Origin of the sequence: Paenibacillus sp. FSL R10-2771, from assembly GCF_038000205.1 — a bacterium.
GTDB classification, from domain to species: domain Bacteria; phylum Bacillota; class Bacilli; order Paenibacillales; family Paenibacillaceae; genus Paenibacillus_AQ; species Paenibacillus_AQ phytohabitans.
On the sequence record NZ_JBBOBM010000001.1, the window covers coordinates 5,328,330 to 5,353,193 of the forward strand.

Annotated in this window: 20 protein-coding genes; 5 read left to right on the plus strand and 15 right to left on the minus strand. The window is 52.8% G+C overall.

Annotated elements, in window-relative coordinates; genetic code table 11:
- Positions 1-21: 21 nt before the first annotated feature.
- The 3 genes from NSU14_RS22675 (at position 22) to NSU14_RS22685 (ending at position 3,050) form a co-directional block, all read left to right on the plus strand.
- A complete protein-coding gene (locus NSU14_RS22675; RefSeq protein ID WP_042134887.1) occupies positions 22-909 on the plus strand; it encodes an ABC transporter ATP-binding protein in 888 nt (295 codons plus the stop codon).
- The gene (locus NSU14_RS22680) at positions 906-1,718 is read left to right on the plus strand and encodes an ABC transporter permease subunit (protein ID WP_042134885.1); all 813 of its coding nucleotides are present in this window, start codon (positions 906-908) and stop codon (positions 1,716-1,718) included. Before NSU14_RS22675 ends, NSU14_RS22680 begins: the two co-directional genes overlap by 4 nt.
- A gap of 126 nt (positions 1,719-1,844) precedes the next feature.
- A complete protein-coding gene (locus tag NSU14_RS22685; protein ID WP_340947391.1) occupies positions 1,845-3,050 on the plus strand; it encodes an ROK family protein in 1,206 nt (401 codons plus the stop codon).
- A gap of 328 nt (positions 3,051-3,378) precedes the next feature.
- Here the strand turns inward: NSU14_RS22685 and NSU14_RS22690 are convergent, their stop codons facing one another.
- Positions 3,379-4,146: a nucleotidyltransferase domain-containing protein gene (locus tag NSU14_RS22690; RefSeq protein WP_340947392.1), complete on the minus strand. Its 768-nt coding sequence runs from the start codon at positions 4,144-4,146 to the stop codon at positions 3,379-3,381.
- A 361-nt stretch (positions 4,147-4,507) separates the two neighbouring features.
- On the opposite strand from NSU14_RS22690, the gene NSU14_RS22695 reads away from it, so the two are divergent.
- Positions 4,508-5,716 (plus strand): IS110 family transposase, encoded by a 1,209-nt coding sequence (locus tag NSU14_RS22695; protein ID WP_042138433.1) that lies wholly within the window; start codon positions 4,508-4,510, stop codon positions 5,714-5,716.
- A gap of 864 nt (positions 5,717-6,580) precedes the next feature.
- Here NSU14_RS22695 and NSU14_RS22700 read toward each other — a convergent pair.
- The 7 genes from NSU14_RS22700 to NSU14_RS22730 all read right to left on the minus strand — a co-directional run bounded on the left by NSU14_RS22700 (position 6,581) and on the right by NSU14_RS22730 (position 14,747).
- A complete protein-coding gene (locus NSU14_RS22700) occupies positions 6,581-7,579 on the minus strand; it encodes an SGNH/GDSL hydrolase family protein (protein ID WP_340947393.1) in 999 nt (332 codons plus the stop codon).
- Positions 7,576-8,997 carry an FAD-dependent oxidoreductase gene (locus NSU14_RS22705; protein ID WP_445670059.1) on the minus strand — a complete coding sequence of 474 codons (1,422 nt, stop codon included), beginning with the start codon at positions 8,995-8,997 and terminating at the stop codon, positions 7,576-7,578. Before NSU14_RS22705 ends, NSU14_RS22700 begins: the two co-directional genes overlap by 4 nt.
- 28 nt (positions 8,998-9,025) lie before the next feature.
- Complete coding sequence (locus NSU14_RS22710) at positions 9,026-10,036, minus strand: glycoside hydrolase family 130 protein (RefSeq protein WP_081969888.1); 1,011 nt, start codon at positions 10,034-10,036, stop codon at positions 9,026-9,028.
- A 36-nt stretch (positions 10,037-10,072) separates the two neighbouring features.
- Positions 10,073-10,975, minus strand: a complete 903-nt coding sequence (locus NSU14_RS22715; protein ID WP_340947394.1) for a carbohydrate ABC transporter permease — start codon at positions 10,973-10,975, stop codon at positions 10,073-10,075.
- A 13-nt stretch (positions 10,976-10,988) separates the two neighbouring features.
- Positions 10,989-11,888: a carbohydrate ABC transporter permease gene (locus NSU14_RS22720; protein WP_042134871.1), complete on the minus strand. Its 900-nt coding sequence runs from the start codon at positions 11,886-11,888 to the stop codon at positions 10,989-10,991.
- A gap of 69 nt (positions 11,889-11,957) precedes the next feature.
- Positions 11,958-13,379: an ABC transporter substrate-binding protein gene (locus tag NSU14_RS22725; RefSeq protein ID WP_340947395.1), complete on the minus strand. Its 1,422-nt coding sequence runs from the start codon at positions 13,377-13,379 to the stop codon at positions 11,958-11,960.
- 132 nt (positions 13,380-13,511) lie between these two features.
- Complete coding sequence (locus NSU14_RS22730; RefSeq protein ID WP_336103676.1) at positions 13,512-14,747, minus strand: glycoside hydrolase family 130 protein; 1,236 nt, start codon at positions 14,745-14,747, stop codon at positions 13,512-13,514.
- A 231-nt stretch (positions 14,748-14,978) separates the two neighbouring features.
- On the opposite strand from NSU14_RS22730, the gene NSU14_RS22735 reads away from it, so the two are divergent.
- Entirely contained in the window at positions 14,979-16,490 is a 1,512-nt protein-coding gene (locus tag NSU14_RS22735; RefSeq protein WP_340947396.1) for an FAD-dependent oxidoreductase, read from the plus strand.
- Here the strand turns inward: NSU14_RS22735 and NSU14_RS22740 are convergent.
- The 7 genes from NSU14_RS22740 to NSU14_RS22770 form a co-directional block, all read right to left on the minus strand.
- On the minus strand, positions 16,487-17,329 hold the full coding sequence (locus tag NSU14_RS22740; RefSeq protein ID WP_171718779.1) for an AraC family transcriptional regulator: 843 nt from the start codon (positions 17,327-17,329) through the stop codon (positions 16,487-16,489). The two genes, NSU14_RS22735 and NSU14_RS22740, sit on opposite strands and share 4 nt — an antisense overlap.
- Positions 17,326-18,963, minus strand: coding sequence for a response regulator (locus NSU14_RS22745; protein ID WP_042134864.1), 1,638 nt, complete (start codon positions 18,961-18,963; stop codon positions 17,326-17,328). The genes NSU14_RS22740 and NSU14_RS22745 overlap by 4 nt, the downstream gene beginning before the upstream one ends.
- The gene (locus NSU14_RS22750) at positions 18,953-20,707 is read right to left on the minus strand and encodes a cache domain-containing sensor histidine kinase (RefSeq protein ID WP_336103673.1); all 1,755 of its coding nucleotides are present in this window, start codon (positions 20,705-20,707) and stop codon (positions 18,953-18,955) included. Before NSU14_RS22750 ends, NSU14_RS22745 begins: the two co-directional genes overlap by 11 nt.
- An 843-nt stretch (positions 20,708-21,550) precedes the next feature.
- The gene (locus tag NSU14_RS22755; protein WP_340947397.1) at positions 21,551-21,742 is read right to left on the minus strand and encodes a hypothetical protein; all 192 of its coding nucleotides are present in this window, start codon (positions 21,740-21,742) and stop codon (positions 21,551-21,553) included.
- Between the two features lie 18 nt (positions 21,743-21,760).
- Positions 21,761-21,895, minus strand: coding sequence for a hypothetical protein (locus NSU14_RS22760; protein WP_340947398.1), 135 nt, complete (start codon positions 21,893-21,895; stop codon positions 21,761-21,763).
- A 514-nt stretch (positions 21,896-22,409) separates the two neighbouring features.
- Entirely contained in the window at positions 22,410-23,078 is a 669-nt protein-coding gene (locus tag NSU14_RS22765; RefSeq protein WP_336103671.1) for an SGNH/GDSL hydrolase family protein, read from the minus strand.
- 55 nt (positions 23,079-23,133) lie between these two features.
- The gene (locus tag NSU14_RS22770) at positions 23,134-24,744 is read right to left on the minus strand and encodes a GAF domain-containing hybrid sensor histidine kinase/response regulator (RefSeq protein WP_042134855.1); all 1,611 of its coding nucleotides are present in this window, start codon (positions 24,742-24,744) and stop codon (positions 23,134-23,136) included.
- Positions 24,745-24,864 lie beyond the last annotated feature (120 nt).

The following is a 24,864-nucleotide window of genomic DNA, read 5'->3' on the forward strand; positions in this document are numbered from 1 at the left end:
TTTTCTGTCGGGGGTGGCAGCATGCTGCAAGTGGAAGGTTTAACGAAACAATTTTCAAACGGCAAGGGGATTCGCGATGTCTCATTTACCGTGAATAAAGGTGAGGTATTCGGGTTCCTCGGCCCCAACGGCGCCGGCAAATCCACAACGATCCGGCATATTATGGGCTTCATGCGTCCAGACCGCGGCTCGGTAACGATCAATGGACTCGATGCCTGGAAGGGTCAGGGCCAGGTGCAGCGCCATACCGGTTATCTGCCGGGTGAGATCAGCTTCATCGACGGCATGACCGGAGCAAGCTTCCTGCAGTTTATGGCCTCCATGCAGGGCGTGAAGGACACAGCCAAACGGGAGATGCTAATCCGGCGCCTGCAGTTTGATGCGGCCACCCCGATCCGCAAAATGTCCAAGGGCATGAAGCAGAAGGTCGGCATTGTCGCCGCCTTCATGCACAGCCCCGAAGTAATCATTCTCGATGAGCCTACCTCCGGCCTGGACCCTCTAATGCAGAAGATCTTCACCCAGCTGGTGCTGGAGGAAAAAGCAGCCGGAACCACCTTCCTGATGTCCTCACACAGCTTTCAGGAGATTGAACGGACCTGCGACCGCGCAGCGATTATCAAAGACGGCAGCATCGTCGCTGTGAAGAATATTCATGAGCTGCAATCCATGCAGCGCAAGCTGTTTGAAATCCTATTCGAGACCCCGGAAGACGCACAGCGGTTCGCCGCCTCCGGCCTGATAATAGATTCTATCGCAGGCAACCGGGTGAGGATTGCCGTGCAAGGCAATTATAATCCGTTCACCGCTGAGCTTGCGAAATATCCGGTCCGCAGTATGGATATCTTTACCCAGAACCTGGAGGACATCTTCATGGACTATTATGACCGGGAGGCGAAGGTGCAATGAATCTGGCCCTATATAAGGAAATGATGCGTGTCAACCTGCGGGGGATTATGAATTACGCCGGGGGCTCGGCTTTTTATATTCTGTTCATGATCTGGCTCTACCCCGGCCTGGCAGATAACACGAAGGCGCTGAACGATCTGGTGCAGGCGATGCCGGAAGGCGTAGGCAAGGCCTTCGGGCTGAATAACGGCTTCTCAAGCGCGGAGGGCTTCATCTCGGGCGAATATTACGGGCTGATTCTCGTCCTGATTCTGGCTATAGTCTGCGTACAGATGTCCACACAGCTGGTGGCCAAACTTGTGGACCGCGGCTCGATGGCCTACCTGCTGGCTACACCGACAACACGGAGCAAGGTGGCCATCACCCAGGCGATGGTGCTGGTTACCTCCCTGTTCATCATAATGGCTGTGACCACACTATCCGGCTTCGCAGGCAAAGCCTGGTTCCTCGGCAGCGGCTACGAGTTCGGAATTGCCCGGTTCAGCCAGCTTAACCTGGTGGCATTTCTGCTGTTCTTCGCCATCGGCGGATTCTGCTTCCTGGTCTCCTGTGCCTGCAATGACGAGAAGAAGGCGCTCGGAATCTCCGGGGCGGTCACTTTCGGGTTCTTCACCCTCGATATTCTCGGCAAAATCAGTGATAAGCTGGATGTGCTGCGCTTCTTCACCCTATTCAGCTTCTACCGTCCCGGCGAGATTGTCCAGGGAACAGCAGCCTGGGCAGAGGTCTCCATCTGGCTGCTGATGATTGGGCTGGCCTGTTTCACGATCGGCATACAGCTGTTCAGACGGCGGGATTTACCGCTATAACCGGATGGAACCCTGCAAGTCTATTCTCTCCTTGGGGTAGTTGCGGCACCTTGCTTTTTGTGTCATTGTAAAAGCAGGTCTTGTCTATTCATCAGGTTTAGTATATTCATAAGGAGAGAACCGTCTTTGCTGCTTATTCATGAACTTATCGCCAATCCCAAAGCCAGGGAAATCTATTTCACTGTAAGAAAACACGGCACCGTCTCCAAACAAAGTCTGCTGGACGAAAGCGGACTGACCATAAGCACGTTAACACGCATACTGGATGAATTGCTGTCCCTGGAGCTGCTGGTTGAAGTCGGCTTCGGCGAATCTACCGGAGGCCGCCGCCCCACCCTCTATGAGACTAATCCGGCCTATGCCTATCTGCTGGGACTGGAGATCTCCCGTACCCATGCCAAGCTCGTATTGATGGACTTTCATCTGCTGCTGCTGGGCGAATATACCTGGAACATGGATACCGCCCTTACCCCGGAGCATCTGATGGAATCCTTACATAGTCAGGCACTGCAGATGCTAGCTGCAGCCTCCATTGATCTTGGCCGGGTCGCGGGACTTGGCATCGGCGCAGTCGGCCCGCTGGACCGCCAGGCCGGAGTTATCCTGAATCCGGCACGATTCACTGCGCCGGGCTGGTCTCAGGTACATATTAAGGAGCTGCTGGAACAGCGGCTGGCTGTGCCGGTATATCTGGACAATGGAGCCAATACGGCTCTGCTGGGCGAATACTGGGCCAGCAGTAACCGGATGCAGCATCATCTGCTCTACCTCCATGCCGGAATCGGCCTGCGCTCCGCCATCATGAATGATGGACGGCTGCTCTATGGCATGATTGATACCGAGGGGGCTGTCGGACAGATGATCATCGAAGGCTCCGGGCTGCCGCCGCATATTCCCGGCGGCAACGCCGGTGCGTGGGAGAGCTATGTGTCCATACACACCCTGGAGAGACAGGCGCGTGAAGTCTGGCGACTGGGCAGCAGCGGGCTGCTCCGCAGCCTGGCCGAGAGTGCAGAACAGCTGGAATTCGCCCATCTAATAGAAGCGCTCCATGCCCGTGATCCCGAGGTTGTCCGGTTGTTCCACGAGATGGCTGTCTACTGCGGCATCGGGCTGGCCAATCTGATCAATATCCTCCATCCCGAGGAAGTCATCCTCGGCGGCCCGCTATTCCTCGCGGCCGATGATTTCTATCAGGAGGCGACCCGGATCGCCCTTGAGCGGACCTATTACCGCGAGCAGTATAACGTCCGCTTCACCCGCAGCAGACTGGGTGAACGCTCGGTCGCAGCAGGCGCTTGCGCTATGGTGCTGCACCAGTTGACGAACTAGGTAACAGTGCCGGTATCACTCTAATGCCCCAATATTCACTCTTACGCATCGATAGTCAACGTACCGGTTGTTCGGTGAAAATAAAGTCTTAGACTGATCCATTAATAAAAGCAGCGGCAGTCTAAGACTTGATAAATAAAGTCTTAGACTGCCGCTGTTGTCGTTCGACTAACGTTTCCGGTTAGCTTAATCGTCTTATGTTTTAATTAGAGTCGCTGCTTATAGCTGTGAGGCTTGCCGAACACCTAACGCAGTGACGTCCCGACGGGCTTAGGGGGCTGGATGTGGTCACTCGCTTCTCAGAGTGACCCGGAGCGTCAATATGGTTTTAGCCGAAGGAAGTTCTGGAAGCAGCCATTGCATTTAAGGCGTTCTCAAAATAGCTATATATTTCATCTGCAACTCCCAGAAACTCTTCAACAAGTACATTACTATCCAAGTAACAAGCATACAGATAATCAACTAAAGCGGAGTCAATCTCACAATAGTTTAATATGGCATTCTTCATCTTAAAAATGTCATCTTGCCATACACCTGTATCTTCTATAACCAAAGAGTATAATGCACGAATTAATCTCTTAGAGTAACCTTTAATATATCTAGCTTTCATTGTGTTATCACTAGCATTAGAAAGTGAACTATGTATACGAGCTACTTCCTCCTTGGTCTCTGTATTTAAGTCTAAAATGAACTCTGGAGAAATAATTATCGGTGGCACTTTTTCACCAACGTCATGACCATATATGCAAACACAAATTATCTTTACCCAAAAACCCCACTCATTTGGTTTACTTAATACATCGTCAATCGGGCAAATTATCGTATCAATCTTAGTTACTACTGGATATTCTTCCAAAAGCCTGTCTTTAATATTTGACAATCTTTCGTAATCAATATCTTTGGGATTTACACATACAATAGTAAAGTCTGCATCTGACTTAAAAGGTTTAGCAGTTCCTTTTGGAATCGAACCACACATATAAATGCTATGAATCTTATCTTTAAATTCGGTAAGTATATTATCTATATACTTATCAACAAAATCCTTATATTCACTTTGTATTACAATTCTATTTATAACTTTTTCTAATATCATATAGACTCCTCCTAAACTAAGAACTTCTTTCGGCTAACATCTTTTTGCTAACTTCGTAAATTCGTCATGACTTAAGTTATTCGCGTAATCATTCAACTATCCTGCCCGTTCGTATTATGAGATCAACCAGTTCTTTCTGGTTGATCCTTTTTTCATTTGCATAGAGGATTAAAGTAGCCTGGTCGAACGTACCTGCCCGTGGGACTTGATCCCGAGTGCTATAATGTTCACCCTACTTGTCATGACCATGATTGAGGCTGGTTGGGACGTAAGATCCCGTATAACAAGCGATGCTATGGAGCGACAAGAAGAACCGTAGGGATGCCGGTGAATTTAAACTTACAGGGAGAGATGAGATGAAATGAATCCAGTTGTCGGTCTAGATATTTCAAAAGAAGAAAGTCATGGACAAGCCTTTTTAGCGCGCGGAAAGCTCTTCAGAGGGACATTCCACTTCGAGCACACTCGTGATGGCCTAGCAAATCTACATCAAGTTTTAAAGGACGTTGAATCGGTATCCAAACAACGTCCTTTACTTATTCTAGAAGCAACAGGACATTACCAAAGCCCTGTTGTTCAGTTCTTAGAGGAACATCACTATATTTACATTGTCATTAACCCGCTAATCTCCAATCGGCTTAGAAAGTCTCAGCTTCGTAAAGTAAAGACGGATGCTGCTGACGCTTACCTATTGGGTGAGTTGTACTACAGGGAAGAGTTTGAACCTTTTAAGAAAAGAGGTGTGCAACTTCTCAATCTGCGCTATCTTACAAGGCAATATGAGACTCTTTCAAAGATGTGTGTATCGACTAAACTGCAATTCCAAGCTGTTTTAGATCAGGTTTTCCCGGGTTATAAAGGCGTGTTTGGAGCTATGTATTCCGGTGTTTCACTGCGGTTTTTAAGTGAATTCCCAACCTCATATTTAGTTTTACAGACGGATGAAGATACACTTAGAGCTAAGATGAAAGAACTGCTTTCTTCGAAACGGGGGCGTTCAGAGGACTGGATTAACCAACGGGTTCAACGATTAGTAGATGCGGCAAAACAAAATCCATTTCAGCAAACCATGTATGCAAGTCATTTAATCAATATGAGAGTTCTTATTACCCTTATTCTTCAATACCAAGAGCATCTTGCTGAACTGGAACAGAACATAGATGCTCTGGCTGAAGAAATTGAAGAGTATGAATTAATTCAGTCGATTCCCGGGATTGGGCATAAAATTGCTGCAACAATTTTATCCGAAATAGGAGAAGTCGAACGATTTGATCATCCTAAGAAGTTAGTCGCCTTCGCAGGCATTGACCCGAGTGTCTTTGCTTCCGGTAAGTTTACAGCGACTCGAAACCGAATCACGAAACGTGGTTCCAGGCAGCTGCGTTACGCACTGGTGATGGCTGTTCAGTGTGGACTTATACGCTCCCGAAATATGCGAATCAAAGCGTTCTATGAACGTAAGAGAGCTGAAGGAAAACCACATAAAGTAGCTCTAATCGCATGTGCAAATAAACTCGTCCATTGGCTCTATGCGATCTTAAAAAATAAAAAGGAATTTCGTCCAATTTAAAAAATATTATTGGCATAACCTTCCAAGACACAAAGAAAATTGGAGGGTTTTTTGGCATGCCTCATTTTAACTATACCACATGATTTAGAATCACTTTACTGGTAATGTTGACAAGCTATTAGCTGGTATAGCTTAATGAAGTATTGCCAGTCTAATACTTTATTTTCTCAGTCTAGAACTTTAGCTTCAGCCTCATAAAGTGGCTTTTGGGAGATATAGCGTCCTCTCAGTCCGCTTCATTGGCAGGTGTGAGTGATCAGCAATTGTTCAAGCGACAAATGATGCAATTGCCTTAACAAGGACAATATCTATTCGACTTTTCGCATACATTTGGTCCAGTTACCTTCGCGATAGCTCATTGCGTTCGGTTTTTCGCATACATTTGGTCCGGTTACCTTCGCGATAGCTCATTGTGTTCGGTTTTTCGCATACATTAGGCCTGATTACCTTCGCGATAGCACATTGTGTTCGGTTTTTCGCATACATTGGACCCGGTTACCTTCACAGTAGCTCATTGTATTCGATTTTTCGCATACATTAGGCCTGATTACCTTCGCGATAGCACATTGTGTTCGGTTTTTCGCATACATTTGCTCCGGTTACCTTCACAGTAGCACATTGTGTTCGATTTTTCGCGTACATTAGCCAACCTTTGGCCCGCTTACCAGGAGATTCAATGGGATTACGGATCTGCTCCTAATTCCAAGGGACTTATTTGTCCACAACTGACATATATCAGAATTTCCTATACAACAGGAAAGGCAGCAGCCATCCCTTAACCGGGAAGGCTGCTGCCTTTTATAGTTGTCTTTCACCTGCTGTTATACTCGCCCAATGAATCCGCTCAGGCGCTCCATCGCCTGGCTACACCCGCCCCACCTGAAGCGCTGCCGCCAGCCTGCTGCCGAAACGGCTTCCCAGCAGCTCGTAGCCTTCGGCTCCCGGATGCAGGCCATCCGTCAGCAGCTCCTCATCTTCCGGGCCGAACCATTCCAGGCCATCCAGGTAATGCAGATGGCGGTCTCCCCGCTCCTGCAGCAGCTTCACTGTCTCTACGATCTGCCGCCGCATGAGCGGCAGGGTGAAGCCGAGCTTGTTCTCCTCCGTCTCCCGCTCCGTCCCGTAGATCGGAGAGATGACGGCCAGTGGCGTCTCCTTGTGCTTCTCACGGATCGTCTCGAGCATGCCGATCAGCAGCGGCTTGAACATCCGCGGGCTGGAGGCTGCTGCACCATATATATTGACTCCTACGCACAAGGTAATCAGTTCAGCCGGCAAATCCCGGATCAGCCGGCCCGCCATCGGCTCCATCAGGCAATTGCCCGAGAAGCCGAGATTGGTCAGATGATAGCCGCACTCCCCGGCGGCAATGACCGGCCAGGTGCGCGAAGGGCTGGATGCTGCCACACACTGGGTGATGGAGCTTCCATAGGTGATCCACCTTGGCCGGTGATCCGGCAGCGGTTCAGCAGCCGCCTCATCTTCGATCCGCAAGCCACTCAGTGTAATGCCGGTATTCTGCGGCAGATAGACTTCCAGCTCCTTCATACCGGGCGGAAGCCCGGTGAATAAGGCTTCCGTGCCGCCCGCAGCAAGTCGGAGCTTCTGGAACAGCACGCCGCCAATAAGACAGTCCAGTGCGGCAGCCTCCGCAAGCGGACTGAACGACAAGGCCAGTGCCTTGGAGCCGGTGGCCAGCCGCAGCCGGATACCGGAGCAGATTTCCGCCTTGCCATCGATCCCGTCCGGCGGATATAAGCCATAATCCCGGTAAGGAATACGCCAGGGCTTGATCCCCTCCTCCCGGTGCTCCAGTGAAACTGCGCCGTGGAACCACTCATCCGTCAGAGGAAGGTTCTTCAATGCCCTTCCCCCGCTTCCCTGCTGTCCGCCGCCCCGGTGCCCGGAACGAAACCCTCCCCGAGCCATACATCCTGATCCAGCAGACGCTGCTGAAGCTCAGGGATCGAGATGCTGCGGGAATCCGCGCCATCCCGGAGCGCCAGCGATGCTGCCGTTCCGCAGGCCTGGCCCATCGAGAAGCAGTTCGGCATCACCCGCAGGGAGCCTTGAACCGCCCGGTCCGAGGACACGGAGCGTCCGGCCACCCACAGATTGCGGATGCCTACGGGAAGCATGACCCTGTAAGGCACGCCGTGGGAGACGCCCGGCGGCAGATGATTGAAGGTCATATCACTCTTGCTGGTAGCCAGGTGGATATCAATGTAATAGGCATTGCGGGCAATATCATCCGGGAAGGAACGCGCCGCAATGAAGTCGTCTACGGTCAGCATGTAATCGCCCTGAATCCGCCGCGTCTCCCGGATGCCAAGCTGCTCACCGCTCGCCACCAGATGTGCCGCCCCGAAGCCCGGCACATACTTGCGGAAGAATTCCAGTTGCCGCAGCACGGTCCGGCGGCCTTCGATGGCTCCGCGCGTAAGCTCCTCGGCCTTCGTTCCGTCTACCCCGAACACATGGCCGAAGTTGACCCCGACCAGATAATCACTCACCCAGGCCAGGCCGGAAATGGACTTGCGGCCTTCCGGCAGTGCCCCTTCAGCCATAGCCTGCTCAACCGTCCGGTGCAGCTGCCCCGTATCCCCCGTTTCTTCCAGGAACCGGCTGAACTCCTTGCGGTCCACATTCGCCAGCAGATAACACATGCTGCCCGGCTGAAGCTCCCCTTCCCCGCCGCCTTTCTGGAACGGAACGCCCGACAGGGCAGCGATATCCCCGTCACCCGTGCAGTCGATAATATACCGGCAGCGGATGAAAGACCGACCCGATTTATTGACAATAATCACGCCCTCGATACTCTGTCCATCCGGGGACAGCACAACATCGTAGACAAAGGTATGGAACAGCGGCGTCACACCGCTCTCAAGAATGGCATCGTCATAGACGCGCTTAAGTACCTCAGGATCAATCGGCACCCAGTCCAGCATTTCGCGGTATTCCTCCTGATAGCCAGGATCGCAGGCCTGTTTCATCCGCTCCATCAGCTTCAGGCCGAGGCCGCGGATAATCGGCTTGACCTTGTCCGTGTAGGGACAGAAGGCAGGTACAAGCGCTACAGTCCCCATGCCGCCAAAATAACCCCGCTGCTCCACGATCATGGTGCTTGCACCGCCTTCGGCAGCGGAGATAGCGGCAGCAATGCCCGCCGCCCCGCCGCCGATCACCAGCACATCTACCTCGCGGGAGACCGGCACAGCTGCAGATGGCAGGGTAATCTGTCCGTAATTCATATCTCCGTAATTCATATGTTCCTGATTCATAATCGTCCTCCTTGTAAGGCCGGTTTAGTTATTCAGTCCCCTTCTCCAGACACAGCCGGAGCAGGTCATCTACATGCGCAGTCGCCAGGCATTCCACCGTATCCGCAGCACCGTAATAAATTTTGACCTCCCCGGAATCCTCCAGGATCATCCCGCCGGGAAAAATCACATCGTTGCGGAACCCGCCCGAGGTCTCATACAGCGCCTCCGGTGCCAGCAGCGGCGCTGCCGCCCGGCCGATGATCCGGCCCGGATCTTCAAGATCAAGCAGCATAATCCCGGCGGTATAGCGCTTCTTCCAGCTGTCTTCCCAGCCGTTCTTGCCCCGGCTGCGGTCAAGATCCACGGCATGGAATGTCGTCAGCCAGCCCTTGTCCGTCTTAAGGGGAGGGGCGCCGGGACCCACCTTGTCATTGGCATACGCCACATTCTCGACAGCCAGCAGCAGCTTGTGACTCCCCCAATACTTCAGGTCCGGGGAATCACTCATCCACATGTCAAAGCGGTCCAGTCCTCCCCGGCTGTAGACCGGCAGCGGACGCTCAAGCCTGACATATTTGCCGCCGATCTTCTCCGGGAACAGCACCATATTGCGGTTATCCGGCAGCGACAGGCTCAGCACCTCGAAGGAGCGGAAATCGTCCGTCACGGCGATCCCGCCGCGCAGGCCGTGAAGCGTATCGACCGCGAAGCACAGATAGCAGCGTTCGCCAATCACGGTCAGGCGCGGATCATACACCCGGACCACTTCCTCATCATGCCAGGACCAGCACGGCTCCGGCTGCACCTCCCAGCTTACTCCGTCGTCGCTGAAGGCGAGTCCCAGATTCGTTGTATGGTGGGGAGCGACGATCCCCTTACTCTGATCCCCGTAGTCATTGCGGAATACCATAACATATCTGCCCTTGAATTTCGTCACTCCGGCGTTGAAGACCATGGCCGGCCCGTACGGGACATCCGCAGGCTTCAGAATGGGGTTAAGCGGATGCCGGACCATCACCGGACTTGAGGTAAGTGTTCCTATCGTCAGATCGTTCATTATGGAAGATTCTCCTTTGCACATACAAGATTATAGCTACCCTTTCACCGAACCGGCCGTAACCTGGATGAAGGTTTTATTGGCCAGAATATACGCCAGCAGCATCGGCAGGATGGACAGGCAGGCCCCGGCCATCATCAGATGGATCTGCATCGCGGCCGAGGAGCCGTAGCGGAGATTCGCCAGCCCGACAGTCAGCGTCTGCAGCTTCGGATTGGTCATCGTGAATACCAGCGGCAGGATGTATTCGTTCCAGGAATGGCGGAAAGCGAATAATCCGGCTACACCAAGGCCGGGAGTCAGCAGCGGCAGAATGATGCGGAAGAAGGTGCGGAAGAAGCCGGAGCCGTCGACCATGGCAGCCTCATCCAGCTCTCTCGGAATCGCTTTGAAGAAGCCCTGCAGCATGAAGAAGGTACTGGAATGGGCACTGACCAGAATCAGTATGACTCCCCACAGCGTCGTATTCAAATGCAGCGCAACCATCAGATCGAACTGCGGGCGCAGCACAATCGCACCAACCGAGATGAACATCATGGACGCCTGCACCGTGACATATATCCGTTTGCCGGGGAACTCACGCCGGTCCACCACATAGGCGGCCATTGAGGCTACCAGCAGCGTCCCCACCGTAACCATTACACTCATAAAGGCACTGTTCCAGGTATAGCGGGCGAAGTTGGCCTGTTTCCAGGCTTCCGCATAGTTGGCGAATTGCAGCTTCGCCGGAAGCAGGCTGCCGCCGGTCATCATTTCTGCCCCTGTCTTCAGCGAGCCTGCCAGCGTCATCAGCAGCGGAAACAGGGTCAGGAGCGCTGTTGCCAGCAGGAACAGCCACATCACCGTCCGGACCGCTATTCTTCCGGCATGGCCGCCGGGCTCCCGGGGGACGGACTGCTTCAGCCCGGCCGGCTGCTTGGATATCACATGTTCGTTCATTTGAATCAACCTCCTAATACACCTTGTTCATTTTGCGGCTGAAGAAGAAATACAGTCCGGTAACCGCTCCGACAATCACGGCGGAGGCGAAGCCCACGGCACTGCCGTAGCCCAGCTGCTGCGCTACCGGCGAACCGGTGGATACAGGGAACAACAGCTTGTAGAGATAGAGATACATGACCTCGGTTTTGCCGATCGGTCCGCCTTCTGTAATGACCATGATGCTCTCATAGCCCTTCAGGGAAGCGATAATCGCCAGCATAATGACCATCTGGGCAACCGGAGCCAGCATCGGAAGCGTAATATTCCAGAAGCGTCTTCCGGCGTTCGCCCCGTCAATGGCCGCGCTCTCGTACAGATCCTGCGGAATACTCTGCAGCCCGGCGAGAAAGAGCAGCATATAGTTGCCGACCGCGCCCCAGACCGCCACGATAATTACCGTCAGCATCGCATGCTTCGGACCAAGCCAGTCAATCGGCTGTGAGACCAGGTGCAGCTTCATCAGAACCGTGTTAACCATCCCGTTATATGAATTGAAGATGTTATAAAAAACAACGGAGATCACTGCCGTACTGATCACGGTCGGCATGAAATAGATGCCCCTGAGCAGATTAGACCCGCGCAGTTTGCCATTCAAAATAACCGCCAGCAGCAGGGACAGCGGCAGGGTCAGCAGCAGCTTGCCTCCGGCAAAGACAAAGGTATTGCGGACCGATTCCCAGAACAGGGCGTCCCGCAGCAGCCGGCGGAAATTGTCCAGCCCGATGAACAGTGCCTCGCCATATCCGGCATAATCATAGAACATATAGCGCAGCATCCAGAACAGCGGATAGATGCCAAGGGTAATCGTCAGAATAATGCTTGGCGCAAGGAACAGGGAATTCTCCCCGAGCCTTCTCCATTTGTAAATCATATGTTGTCCTCCTTCGGGGAAAGCAAAGGGGCTGCGCCGGGAATCCCGTACAAGCCCCTTCCTAACCTGTTATTCTCCCTGCGGTTTCAGCGGATCAAAGGCAGGGTCCGGCGTAACGGTAACCTCGCCCTTTTCTACCGCTTTGGTCAAGGCGGCATTGTATCTTGTGTTCAAATCTTCAGTAATGGCCTTGGCGTCTCCGCCTGCAAGGATATATTTGAAGAAAGCATCCGCATAGGTAGAGCCCTCAGGAGTAACACTTGGCACTGCAGGCCAGAGCGAGTCATGCTCGCCGACCAGGAACCCTTCCATGCCGTTAATTTCGGGATTGTTGGCCTGTTCTACAATGGTTGGCACTACGGCAATCCCGAAGCCCTTCTCATGATACGTCTTCAGAATATCGTCACCGTACATGTATTGCATGAATTTCCAGGCCGCCTCCTGATGCGCTGATTTGGCACTGATGCCGAGCCAGGTACCGGCGGATACGATTTCAGAGGTTCCTTTAATCTGTCCATCCAGTGTTGGAGCCAGGGCACCCGCCCAGTTGATTTCAGTCGGGAACTGGTCCTGATACACGCCCGGCTCTGTCGAGAAGGAGAGGTACATCCCGATTTTGCCTGCCGCAAACTGGGCGCGCAGCGGGTCGATGTCCAGCGTCTCTGCACCTGGGAGAATGCTGCCGTCTTCATACATCTGCTTGAAGTACTCGATGGTCTGCGAATAAGGTGCGAAATCAAACTGCCCTGTCTTCAGGTCAAAGCCGAGTCCCTGATAGCCGCTCAAGGACAGAATCTCCCGGATCGAACGGTCAAAAGCCGATTTCGGACTTTTGAAGTTCAGCGCGAAGCCATACACGCCTTCTCCTTTGCCCTGCTCGGTAATCTTCTTGGCATCATCGACCATTTCCTGCTGCGATACCGGAGGATTGTCAATACCCGCTTTAGCAAAAAGGTCCTTGTTATAGATCAGGCGCAAGGTGAGGCCGGTATTAGCTAATGAGTACACCTTGCCGTCAAAACGGTTAACATTGTCGATGATTACGCTGCCGAATTTCGTTTTGATGTCATCGGTAAGATAACCGTCAATCGGTGCCAGATATCCTTTTTTGACAAATTCGGCAGTATTGCCGCTCTTCAGGCGGAGCAGATCCGGTGCCTGATTGCTGGTAAAAGCGATATCGACGCTCTGCGCGTAGTTCTCGGACATCACCGTCAGCTCCACCTGGATATTCTCGCCATTCGTCTCATTGAACCTGTTGATCAGCTCTTTGATATATTCCTGGTCATGACGGTCGTCCGTCCAGTATTTAAGCTGTACAGGCTCGCTTGTGGCAGTATTGCCGCCAGCAGCAGCCGTTGCTGCTGGAGCTGCCGTACCCGCTTCAGGTGCTTCAGTTGCCGCACCCTTGTTGCTGTTCCCGCCGCCGCAACCTGCGATTCCTGCCGCCAGCATAAGGCTCAAGCTGAGACCCAACCATTTTTTCTGCATACGTTCTACCCCTTTGATTAACATTTGTATTGTGAGCTCGTTCTCATTATAAGCCCCCTCCCCCGCAAAAGGAGTGCGGCAGTCTCACTCTCTAGGGACAGAAATCCATGGTTCTTAGCTGCTGAAGCTTCCTTATCCGGTCAGGTTCCCGTTCTCATCGTATTTCCGGATATACGCCAGCAATTCTGCAAAATTAACCCACGATATCCCCGCCTTCTGATCTGCCGCGCCATAAGACATGATTAATTCTTCGCCCAAGACAATGCCTCCGGTCGTAAACAGGCAAGGTGTCGGGTAATCCTCCGGCATTTCCCAATCCCGCTCGGCATACATCAGACGGTCGGAGCACCGGTGAATAACAGCCGGGAAATCATTATCCTGCTCCCTGAGGATCATGAAGGATTGCGTGTACCCGAACTGTACATTTTTCTTCGCGTGATAGGGTACCAGCCACTCTCTATTCCCCAAGGCTATCGGCGGCCAGCTGGCGCCTACCCGGTTCTCCTCCCAATCAAAGACCGGATAAGCCAGGAGTCTGTGCACCGCTTTGGGCGAGGCCAAATCCGCTATGGATTCCGCTGCTGCCATATAAATCGATGGCTTACCCGCCTTCTCTCCCCCTTCAAAGGGGAGGACATTCATCGGCCGGTGCAGCATAAGATATTGCATTTTACCGGCAATCTTCATTTTCCGGGGAAACAAAAACACGTCGCGGTTATCGCTGACCTGTCCCTCAGTGAGCGGACCTACATACTGAAAAGCGCTTTCATATTCACCCTGCTTCAGCTTATCCAGATTAAGCTTGTAGAGCACACTGACGGTGTCATTGGCCCGGGCCGATTGAATGAACGGGTCTGCCTCATCTCCGGCAAAAATCCAATCGGGAACATATTCAAACCGCGTCTGCACCGGAGGCTGCTGGCTGCTGAGCCAATAGGGGCCAGGGGGAAACGGCCGGCAGGCCACCGTGACGTATAACTCCTCTTCGACATAAAAGATACGCGGGTCCTCCACACAGCCATTGGCATAATTCCGCACTTCATTTCCGTAAATATCCGTGATGTACAGCTCGTGCTCCTCATACCCCAGTGCGGGCGCCAGAGCGGGTCTAGAGAAGTCCGCCTCCCAGGTTTCTCCCGCATCCCTGCTGCACGCATAACCCAGAAAAATCGGATACGGATCATGACAGCCCTCTCTTCTTTTGTGCGTCCATGGTCCGGTGGCCCGGAATAGCATATGGATTTCATCAGAATCAGGGTCTTGAATAATAGCCGGATTCAACACCATTTTATCCGCCCAGTCACAGCCTGGTACAGGCTCAAGCGCCGGTTTGTCCAAATAGCGGAATTTCGGTTTCTTCGGTTTCATAGTTTCATAGTTCCTCCTGTTATACATCATAGGATAAGGGCGTTTCCCGTTTTTCAGGAATCACCTTATCATACGAAACCCCTGATTTCAAAAGCCTTTTGCTCTAAAAACAGCTTCCGGATGAAAACAGTAAGATCCGTCAAATCAAAAAGGAAGATCCATCATTCCCGCCTGGCCGGCCAGCGGTTATGATAATTTCTGCAGGTGAAATCAGGCATTAGGAGGCATACTATGAACCGGGAACAAGTGTATGATATTGTCATTTACGGCGGAACCGCTGCAGGGATTACAGCTGCTGTCCAAGCCGCAAAAATGGGCAAAACCGTGGTGGTAATCGAGCAGGGACAGCGTATTGGGGGCTTGACCAGCGGAGGTCTGGGAGATACGGATGTGGGAATGAAGCAGGCGGTCGGCGGCCTGGCCCTGGAATTCTACCGGCGGATAGCCCGGAAATATAATCAGGACGGGGCACGCTGGCTGTTCGAACCCAAGGTGGCGCTCGAAGTATTGCAGGACCTGGTAGCCGAACACCAAATCGAAGTTGTCTGCGGTGATAGGCTTGAGCTTCAGGAGGGGGTGACCAGACAAGGCACGACAATCACTTCTATACGCATGGAATCGGGGAACATCTATAGGGGCAGGATGTTTATTGACGCTACGTATGAAGGCGATCTGATGGGCAAATCGGGTGTATCCTATACTGTCGGCCGGGAGCCGAATTCAGCTTACGGAGAGACGCTAAACGGTATTCAGCCCGGCGACGAGCTGAATGAGCTTCCAGCCGGTATTGATCCCTATATCATTAAAGGAGTACCTTCAAGCGGCTTGCTTCCGCGTGTCAATGCTACCCGCGGCGGCGGCATCGGTGACGGTGACGGTGACAACAAGCTTCAGGCATATAACTTCCGCATGTGCCTGACGGACAATCCCGGCAACCGCCTGGAGATTGGAAAGCCTGAGGGGTATAACGAGGCCGATTATGAAATTCTGTTCCGGGCCATTGAGCAGGGACAGCGCTCCCGTTTCTTCAAATTAAACCGGGTTACTGCAGAGAAGACGGACTCCAATAACAATAGCGGCATTTCAACGGATTACAATGGAATGAACCATAGCTATGCGGAGGCGGATTATCCGGCAAGAGAAGCAATATGGGAGGCCCACCGCATCTATCAGCAAGGTTATGTCTGGACTCTGCAGAATCATCCGCGGGTGCCGGAGGACATCCGGGCGGTCTACAAGCCGTGGGGGCTGCCGCTTGATGAATTCACGGACAGCGGCCACTGGACGCCCCAATTATATATCAGGGAATCCCGCAGAATGATCGGCGATTATGTGGTTACTGAGCATGATGTCAGACTGGACAACCCGGTGCCCGATTCCATCGGAATGGGCTCCTTCGCCATGGACTCGCACCACACCCAATACTATGTGAACGAAGACGGTCATGTAAGCACAGAGGGCGGATTCTATGTGAGGCTGGCTGCGCCTTACCCGATCAGCTACCGGGCGGTTGTGCCGAAACGGACGGAATGCACCAATCTGATCGTACCGGTATGTGTATCTGCTACCCATGCAGCCTACGGCTCGATCCGTATGGAGCCGGTCTTCATGATCCTGGGGCAATCGGCTGCTGCGGCTGCCGCGCTGGCGCTTGATGCGGACGGGATTGTTCAGAATGTAGGGGTGGAGAAGCTGCATTCCATCCTGCTTCAAGAAAATCAGGTTTTGTATACAGACGTCTAATCTGTGCATCCATCCGGATGGAACCGGAACCCGAATTTGCGCCGGTATTCTCCCGGAGAATGTTCAAAGTGTCCCCGAAACATCCGGCAGAAATGGGCATAGCTCTGGAAGCCCGTTTTGTCGGCAATCTGTTCAAGCGTCAGACCACTGTACAGCACCTGCTGCTGCGCAAGCTTCAGTCTGACGCTGATACAGTAGGCGAACATGGATTGGCCAAATGCAGCCTTGAACAGATAGGAGCAGCGAGACACACTTAACCCGGCCGAGGCCGATATCTGCTCCAGGCTAAGCGGTTCATGGGCATGGTTGTCTATGAATAACTTAAGCTTGTACGCGGTATCCACTCCCTTGGTGCGCGGATTGACCCCAATCACATGCTCCAGGGTCAGGCAAAACGTTCTCAGAAGATAGTCCATGATCTCGTCCAGGTTTTGCATCATTTTTTTCTTCTCGCTGATGATATGCTTCCATAGCGTAAGCACCGTATCGTCAAAACCGATATTCGTTTTTACGGGCAGGCTTGTGTTAGCCCACCACGAGTCCAGCCACTCCCCCTTGCCGGCCAGGAAATAGTCCGAAGCAGGCTGAGTCTCACCCGATGCCGTTACGCTTCGGGGCTGAACGTTTAGTCCGTAGGGCTGACCGGGAGGATAAATGAGCAGGTCTCCGGGGATGATGGTCTCGTAATTGCCCGCCACCAGCGCCCGGCAGGTACCTTCCGCCTGAAACCGGAACAGATAGTAGGTCAGCCCCTCTTCGTACTTAACGGAGTGGGGCTTCGTGTGTGCGAAATAATTAGCATAAATGACGCCGGAACGATGCGGATCTGGCTTCGTCATCGGTAAGGTTTCTCCTCCGGACGGTCAGGATGATAGCCTGCCCTGAATTCCGAAGGTGTCTGCCCGGTGATCTTCTTGAACATTTCGCTGAAATACCGCCGCTCCTCGTAACCTGCTGCAAGGGCGACCTCCTGCACCGGCATCCCTTCTACCAGCAGCGCTTTGGCCTTCTGGATCTTCTCCATGGTCACATACTGGGTGACCGTCATACCGGTCACCTTCTTAAAAAGACTGGAGTAGTAGCTCGCGCTGAGATGGACGTGAGCGGCGCAATCCCCTACCGTTATATCCTCAGAGAGATGGCTCTGAATATAATCGAGTGAGGCATAGATGACCTTCTGCCCCTCGGACAGGCTGTTCTTGCGCACCAGTGCGGCCCCTTCCACGCATAACTCCAGCAGCTGCCGCTGGAGAGAAGCCAGCGGCAGTCCGGCTGTTCCCTGAACAGCCCTGAACCTCTGGATCAGCGGCTGGATATCCGCATAAGGAATCAGCTCATAGAAGCTCCGGATCGCCGAGGCAGCCAGCTCATCGTACAGGCTGAGCAGATAGTCCGGATTCTGCCGGGAGACCAGACTCTGGAGGCTTGTCGAGATATCCTCCAGAATAGCCTCTGCCTTGCCGGCATTGCCGGAGCGCAGCGCCAGCAGCAGCTCGTCCTTGTATTCCAGGGACAGCGGCTCCTGGCTGCCGGCCGGGAGAATATCGTCATAGCGGATGGCTGCATTGCCTTCTGTGAACAGATGATAGGCCAGCGCCCGATTGGCCTGCAGATAGGAATCAGGCAACTCACTCGTCTCCTCCACCCTGCCTCCGACCCCGACCGATACGGTGAACTTGGTGTAGCGTTCAATATTCCGGCAGCAGCGTTCCGCAATCTCCACTGCACTGACCGCGCTGCAATCATTCATAACCGCCAGATAGCGGTTATGTCTGGCGCGGAAGACTACGCAGCGCGCATATTCGGCAATCGTCTCCTGCGTGATATTGAGCAGCGAGAAGCGGATCAGCTCCACCTCGCGGATGGACAGCTCGGCTGCCCGCTCCTGAAAGTGATCGATCTCAAGCAGCATTACCACAAACCCCTGCGGGTTCAGATCGATATTCAGGAATTCCCAGCGGGCCGCCGCCTGCTCCCAGGCTGTACGGTGGCTGACCAGCAGGGCGAAATATTCCTGCCGCAGCACCGGCAGACTCTCCCGCAATCTTTTTTCCATCTCCCGCAGGGTAAGCAGCTTCGACCGTTCTTCCATAATCTCCGCCTTCGCCCGCAGCACCGCCGTCATAATATCCTCTTCCGTAAACGGCTTGACGACGAAGTCAAAAGCACCAAGCTGGACAGCCTGCTGCGCATATTCAAAATCGGCATAGCCGCTGATCAGAATCACCTTACAGTCCCGGTGGCGTTCCAGCACGGCCCGCAGCATGGACAGTCCATCCATCCTCGGCATCCGTATATCCGTAATGACAAGATCCGGGCGCAGCTCCGAGATCATGTCCAGCCCATCCTCCCCGTTGGCTGCCGTACCCGTCACCCGGATACCCTGCTGCGCCCAATTCATGCAGGTGAGTCCTGCGACTACGCTTTTGATATCGTCTATAATGCACAAGCTGATCACACCATTATCGTCCATCCTGATGCTCCTCTCTCTTGGGTAAAGAAATGATGACCGCCGTTCCCCTGCCTGGCCCGCTGTCCACCCGGAACACCGCACCGTCCCCGTAATACAGCTGCAGCCTGCGGATCAGATTGGACACGGCATACCCCTTATCGGATTCCCGCCAGAACAGCGCACGGACCTGATCCTCCTCCATGCCTGCTCCATTGTCGCGGACAGTAAGGCACCAGCGTTCTCCCTCATCCAATATCTCTATATCAATCACTCCGCCGCTCTCCAGATCGCAGAAACCATGCAGGATGCTGTTCTCCACCAGCGGCTGCAGCAGAATGCGCGGAATAGGGAGTGTATTCAGCGCTTCATCCTCTACGTGGATTTCATAACGGAACAACCCTTCATAGCAGCTGCACTGCAGCTCCAGATACTGGCGGACATGCTCCAGCTCCTTGGACAGCGTGGTGATTTCCTGCCCCTTATTCAGCCCCAGCTGAAACAGCCGGGACAGTGACACTACCATTCGCTGCGACTGCTCCACCTGCTTCAGATTCAGCTTCCAGTAGATCGTATTCAGCGTGTTGTACAGGAAGTGGGGGTCCATCTGCGCCGACAGCGCCTTGATCTCCGCCGAGCGTTTATTCGTCTCTGCCTCGGTGACTTCACCGATCAGCACCACAATCTGCTCAAGCATCCGGTTGAACCGGATACCGACCTGAGCCAGCTCATCCCCGCTGCTGCTCTCGAACCGGGCGGTCAGATCGTTGCTTTCCACCTTTTTCATCACCTTCATCAGCCCCTGCAGCGGCCTCAGCAGATAACGGGTAAATGCGCCGGATACCATCATTGTGACTGTAAAGGCGGCGAGGGCCACCACCACAAGCATCCACTTGACATAGATCATATCCTTCAGCACGCTGGCTTTGGACTGGATTGTGGTCATCGTCCAATCTGCGATGCCCAGATGGGCATAGTTCAGCAGATAGGATTCACCGCCCAGCCTGAACGTATTGCTGAGATCCCGGCTGCTGCTGATCCTACCGGTCAGATGACTGCCCTCCACCGCCTGCCGGACCAGCGGGTCCTTCACAGAATACACAGGCTCACCTGAAGCGTTCAGCAGGAAGCTGCGCGCCCCGCCCCCGGTACCTCCGCTTACCAGCTTGCGGAAGCCGTCTTCGCGGATATTGACTACGATATAGACACCGCTGACCGGAGTATCGAATATGGGATCCAGAATCAGTGAGATCACCCGGTCCTTGCCGGAGAACAGCATATCCTCATGGCCCTCGACCCACAGGTTCTTCTTCTCCTGTTCAATGCGCTCATATAGAAACGTATCCTTGAATTCCGTCAGCCGGTTGCGGTTCATCGACGACGGGTAGAACTCCCCGATCGGCGTGGACACATAGATGGACTGAATCAGCGGCTCGGCAATCCGCGCCTGCGAGAAAACGTTATCAAGATCATTCAGATGGGTATAATATCTGCCTGTGTCCCCGGAGACGACATCCCTCATCATATCGTGAAAAGGCTGGCTGATCATAAAGGTCATCATAATCAGTGTCAGCTTGTTCAGCTTCTCGTCGATGATCTGTGCCGATTTGACGACGGTATCCTGGGTGAGCTTCAGCGCATTCTTCTCCAGGATCGCCGCCGAGATGGAATAGGACAGTCCACCGGTCATCAGCACAGAGAGGAGAATCACAGCCAGGAATGCGGTTTTTAATTTACTGCGGAACGATTGCTTCCGGAAATAGTCCAAGTTCTTCACGCCTTCCTCTGTACATGCCTGCTCTTCGATTATGTCACCCGGACCCGGGGCCGGGCAATAAGCGGCTTAAGATACAGTGAAATCACCGTATGCGGAGCATGGATTTACCGTATGTACAAGGGGAGGGGAACCAATTTCCCCGCTCCAATCTGATTCGAGGGGATTTCCTCCGCTCCAACCCGATTCGAGGGAATTGTTCCCGCCCATTCCACCAGTTCCCCGTCCCAGCCGGATTCAGAGGGATTTCTCCCTCTCCTTTCGGCAGGCAGCCTCTTTCTGAAAAATAAAGTCGAGTTGGCACCCTAATGTATGAGGTTTTATGGCTGAAGCGGATTTGCATGTTAGCACTTCCGCATGTTCTCTGCAAGTGCTTGGCGGAGCTTATCAAAGCCCATCTGCCCGGACAACCAACTAATCAAACGGACTGAAAATCCGCTATTTGCCCAAATCTGGCAGATTTGCTGGCTAAGCGGACTCAGATTCCATTAATGGGCCCGCCGCCCAATTCATGCCCAAATGAACAAAATAGCTGATTCTCAGTCCGCTTAAACCTCAGAAAAGGGGTTTTCCGGAAAATAGGGTCTTTTCAGTCCGCTTCATCTGCTGACGGTACGCTTACCTGCTCCAGCAACCAACAACCAACAGCCAACAACCAGCAAGCAACAGCCAGCAAATAGCAAACAGCAAACAGCAGCCAGCCAGCAACCAGCAGCCAATAACCAGCAAGCAACAAGCAACAAGTAACAAGTAACAAGTAACTAGCAACTAGCTTATTTCGCCAGCTTCTGCCCGGCAAAGAAAAAAAATCACCCGCAAGGCAAATTGAGCTGGAGCTTATAAAATTATGGAGTTGATGGAGTTGATGGAGCCTGTGCAGCTTAAGTAGATTAAGGCCACCCACGCCACGCCACTCCACTCCAGACAGACTACTTCCGGGCAGCCGCCGGTGAAATCAAGTGTACTTTTGCCCCTCATTTCCTCCTGCTGCCCACTTTCGGCAGATTCAGGGGCACTTTTTCCCTTCATTCCCGCCTGCCGCCCGCTTTAGGCGGATTCAGGGGCACTTTTTCCCTTCATTCCCGCCTGCCGCCCGCTCTCGGCGGATTCAGGGCCACTTTTGCCCCTCATTCCCGCCTGCTGCCCGCTCTCGGCGAATTCAGGGGCACTTTTGCCCCTCATTTCCGTCTGCCTCCAGCTTTCGGCAGATTCAGGGGCACTTTTGCCCCTCATTCCCTCCTGCTGCCCGCTTTAGGCAGATTCAGGGGCACTAATGCCCTCATTCCCGCCTGCCACCCGCTTTCGGCGAATTCAGGGGCACTAATGCCCCTCATTCCTGTCTGCCTCCCGCTTTCGGCGGCTTCAGAAGGATTTATCCCTTTGACTGGCAGATCCGCTCCACATCCCAATGAAACTTATCCGCAACAGGCGAAACTCATGATTCCCTACAGTAACCTAACCAAAAAGCCCGCTTGAATTCCGGTAACATCCCGGCTTCAAACAGGCTCTAGTGCTGCGGTATTTGTATACTTTGCTGCAAATACCCTACAATTGCTTTTACTTTACTTTACTTTTGCTTTTACTGTTACTTTACTTTTACTCTTACTCTTGCCTTTACTGGTGTTACTCTTATTTCTGTTGTCACTGTTGTCACTGTAATCCGAATTTATCTAAGAGGAGCTGAGAACGGGCTGGCTTACCCTTGCAGAATCCCGCTCTGCCCCACAATTCTCAGCCACTCTGCAGCGATCAGATCATGCCCGGCCGCCGTTGGATGCACACCGTCCCAGACCCAGTATACGGCATCCGTTCTTGCTGCGGCCGCCTCAAAAACGTCCTGAAGCGGTACATGCACAGCCTCGAACTCCTCCGCAAGGCTGCGGACAACCTCCTGATAATGAGTCAGGATCTTCAGCCATTCCGGCCAATTCTCTGCCGGTGCCCCTACCTTCAGGAGAAAGGGCTCGCAGAGTACAAGCCGGGTCTGCGGCAGCACTTCGCGTGTCTCTTCCAGTACATGGCGGTAAGCGCGTTGGAAGCGGTCCGTGATGCCGCCCGGGTCGCCCATCATCGTTCTCCAGATATCATTAACCCCGACCAGGATACTGAGCACATCCGGCTGCAGATAGATCGCATCCTCGTTCCAGCGCGCATACAGATCGGAGATCCGGTCTCCGCTCACCCCGCGGTTATGGAATACCGGCCGCTGCTCCGCCAGCTCATTGCCTAATTTGCTGCCGACTATGTATGCATAGCCGTGCCCGAGGATATGGTTAAGATCATTGCCCCGGTCACGGTTGCCATCTGTAATGGAATCCCCTTGAAACAGAAATACCTTGTTAGCTCCGGAAATGGATATAGACATGTATACTCACCTTTCGCCTTATAATTTGATTCAATTATATCAGGAGAATGCGCAATTAGGATTCCGGCTTACTGTGCTTCAGCAAAGCCAATATGTTATTGAGCAAATGCACCTTGCGGATGGGCTTGATAATGATGGAGGCGAACTGCGCTTTGGTCTCCTCGTCCAGATTCGTTCCCAGGGGAGCAAGCAGAATTACGGGCAGCTTCCTGTCCGGAGCAAGCTGACGCATTTGCTTGGCAATCTCTGTAGCCTCTGTGCCCTCAATATCCTTGTCCATAAGGATCAGATCATAATCGTTGTTAGCTGCCAAAAAGTCCATTGCCTGCTTGGCAGTCTCGGCGGAAGTAACTGCCACACTCCAGTCCTCTAGTACCGAAGAGATGACATGCAGACTGGTCTGATTATCATCAACAACCAGGATTTTAATTGCGTCAAGCACATCTTTCTCGAAGGGAATCGAGGGCAGGCTTGTATATTTTTCGAGATACAGAGTGACTTCCAGCTTCGTCCCTACCCCTTCCCGGCTCTCAACGGAGATCTCTCCCCCCATAAGCTCCACCAGTTGTCTGCAGATTGCCAGTCCCAGTCCGGTGCCTCCGTAATGATGAAGCTCGCTGCTCTGGTGAACCTGGGTATATTTGTTGAACAGCAGCTTCAGTTTGTCTTCCGCAATACCTATTCCAGAATCCTGCACCGTAATCCTTATCCCTATTTCTTCACCGCGGACAGGCAACGATTTCAGCTCGATAAGGATTTCCCCGGCGTGGGTGAACTTCAGGGCGTTGCTTACTATATTCATGATGATCTGGCGTACCTTGGGGGCATCACCCAGAACATACAGGGGAATTTCAGAATCCACATTCAGAATAACTTCCAGATTTTTCTCAAAAGCCTTGGTGGAGAACAAATAGACGCTCTCCTCCAGTGCGGTAATAATATCAAACGGTTCCTTTTCAATGACCAGCTTGCCCGCTTCCATTTTGCTGAAATCCAGAACATCATTCAGAAATTGCAGCAGCTTGGCATTGCTCGATTCAATAATCTCCATGTAATACTGCTGCTGCTCGTCCATTTCAGTCGTCATCATCAGATCGGTCATGCCGATAATGCCGTTCATCGGGGTGCGGATTTCATGACTGAGCATGGCAAACAGGTCCAGCTTGGATTGGCTCTGCCGTTCTATGAATTCAACTTTTCGTTCCAAATTCATAATATAGGTGAAAAAATAGGCCATGGCGCTTATTATATCCAGGTCTTCCTTCGTATGCAGGCCGGCTGCAGGGTCCATCAGACAGATCGTCCCCACAGACTCCCCTTGCTCCGTGATCAGAGGAACGCCAATGAACGAGTGTATGCCCCGTGCATGTATAAATTCAAGGGCAGTGGACCCGGGATGATTATGCGTGTCAGCGACCAGTGTCGGCTTATTGTCATTAAGAATAACCAGACTGCGAATAGGATCAAGAAGGGCGAAATTGTCCTCCTCCTTCATGATAGGCGCTTCCCGGTTGAAGGTCCGCAGCAGGGGAACCAAGCCTAAACCGTGAATCGTAATCATAATCGTATTTGACGTAAAAATCTGGCTTAGCAGTTCAATCATCCGGTCTGCAGCATCCTCTAAATTGCAAATGACCGGACTCCGGGTATTCATCTTCTCCATCATCTTTCTAGAACTCCATTCCAAAATCCATATTTACTATTTTACTTATTTTTAATTTCCACAGTGTATGAACTTTGCCCGTTATTCCTATTTGTCACCGTTCATCTTGCACTGCCCGATTGT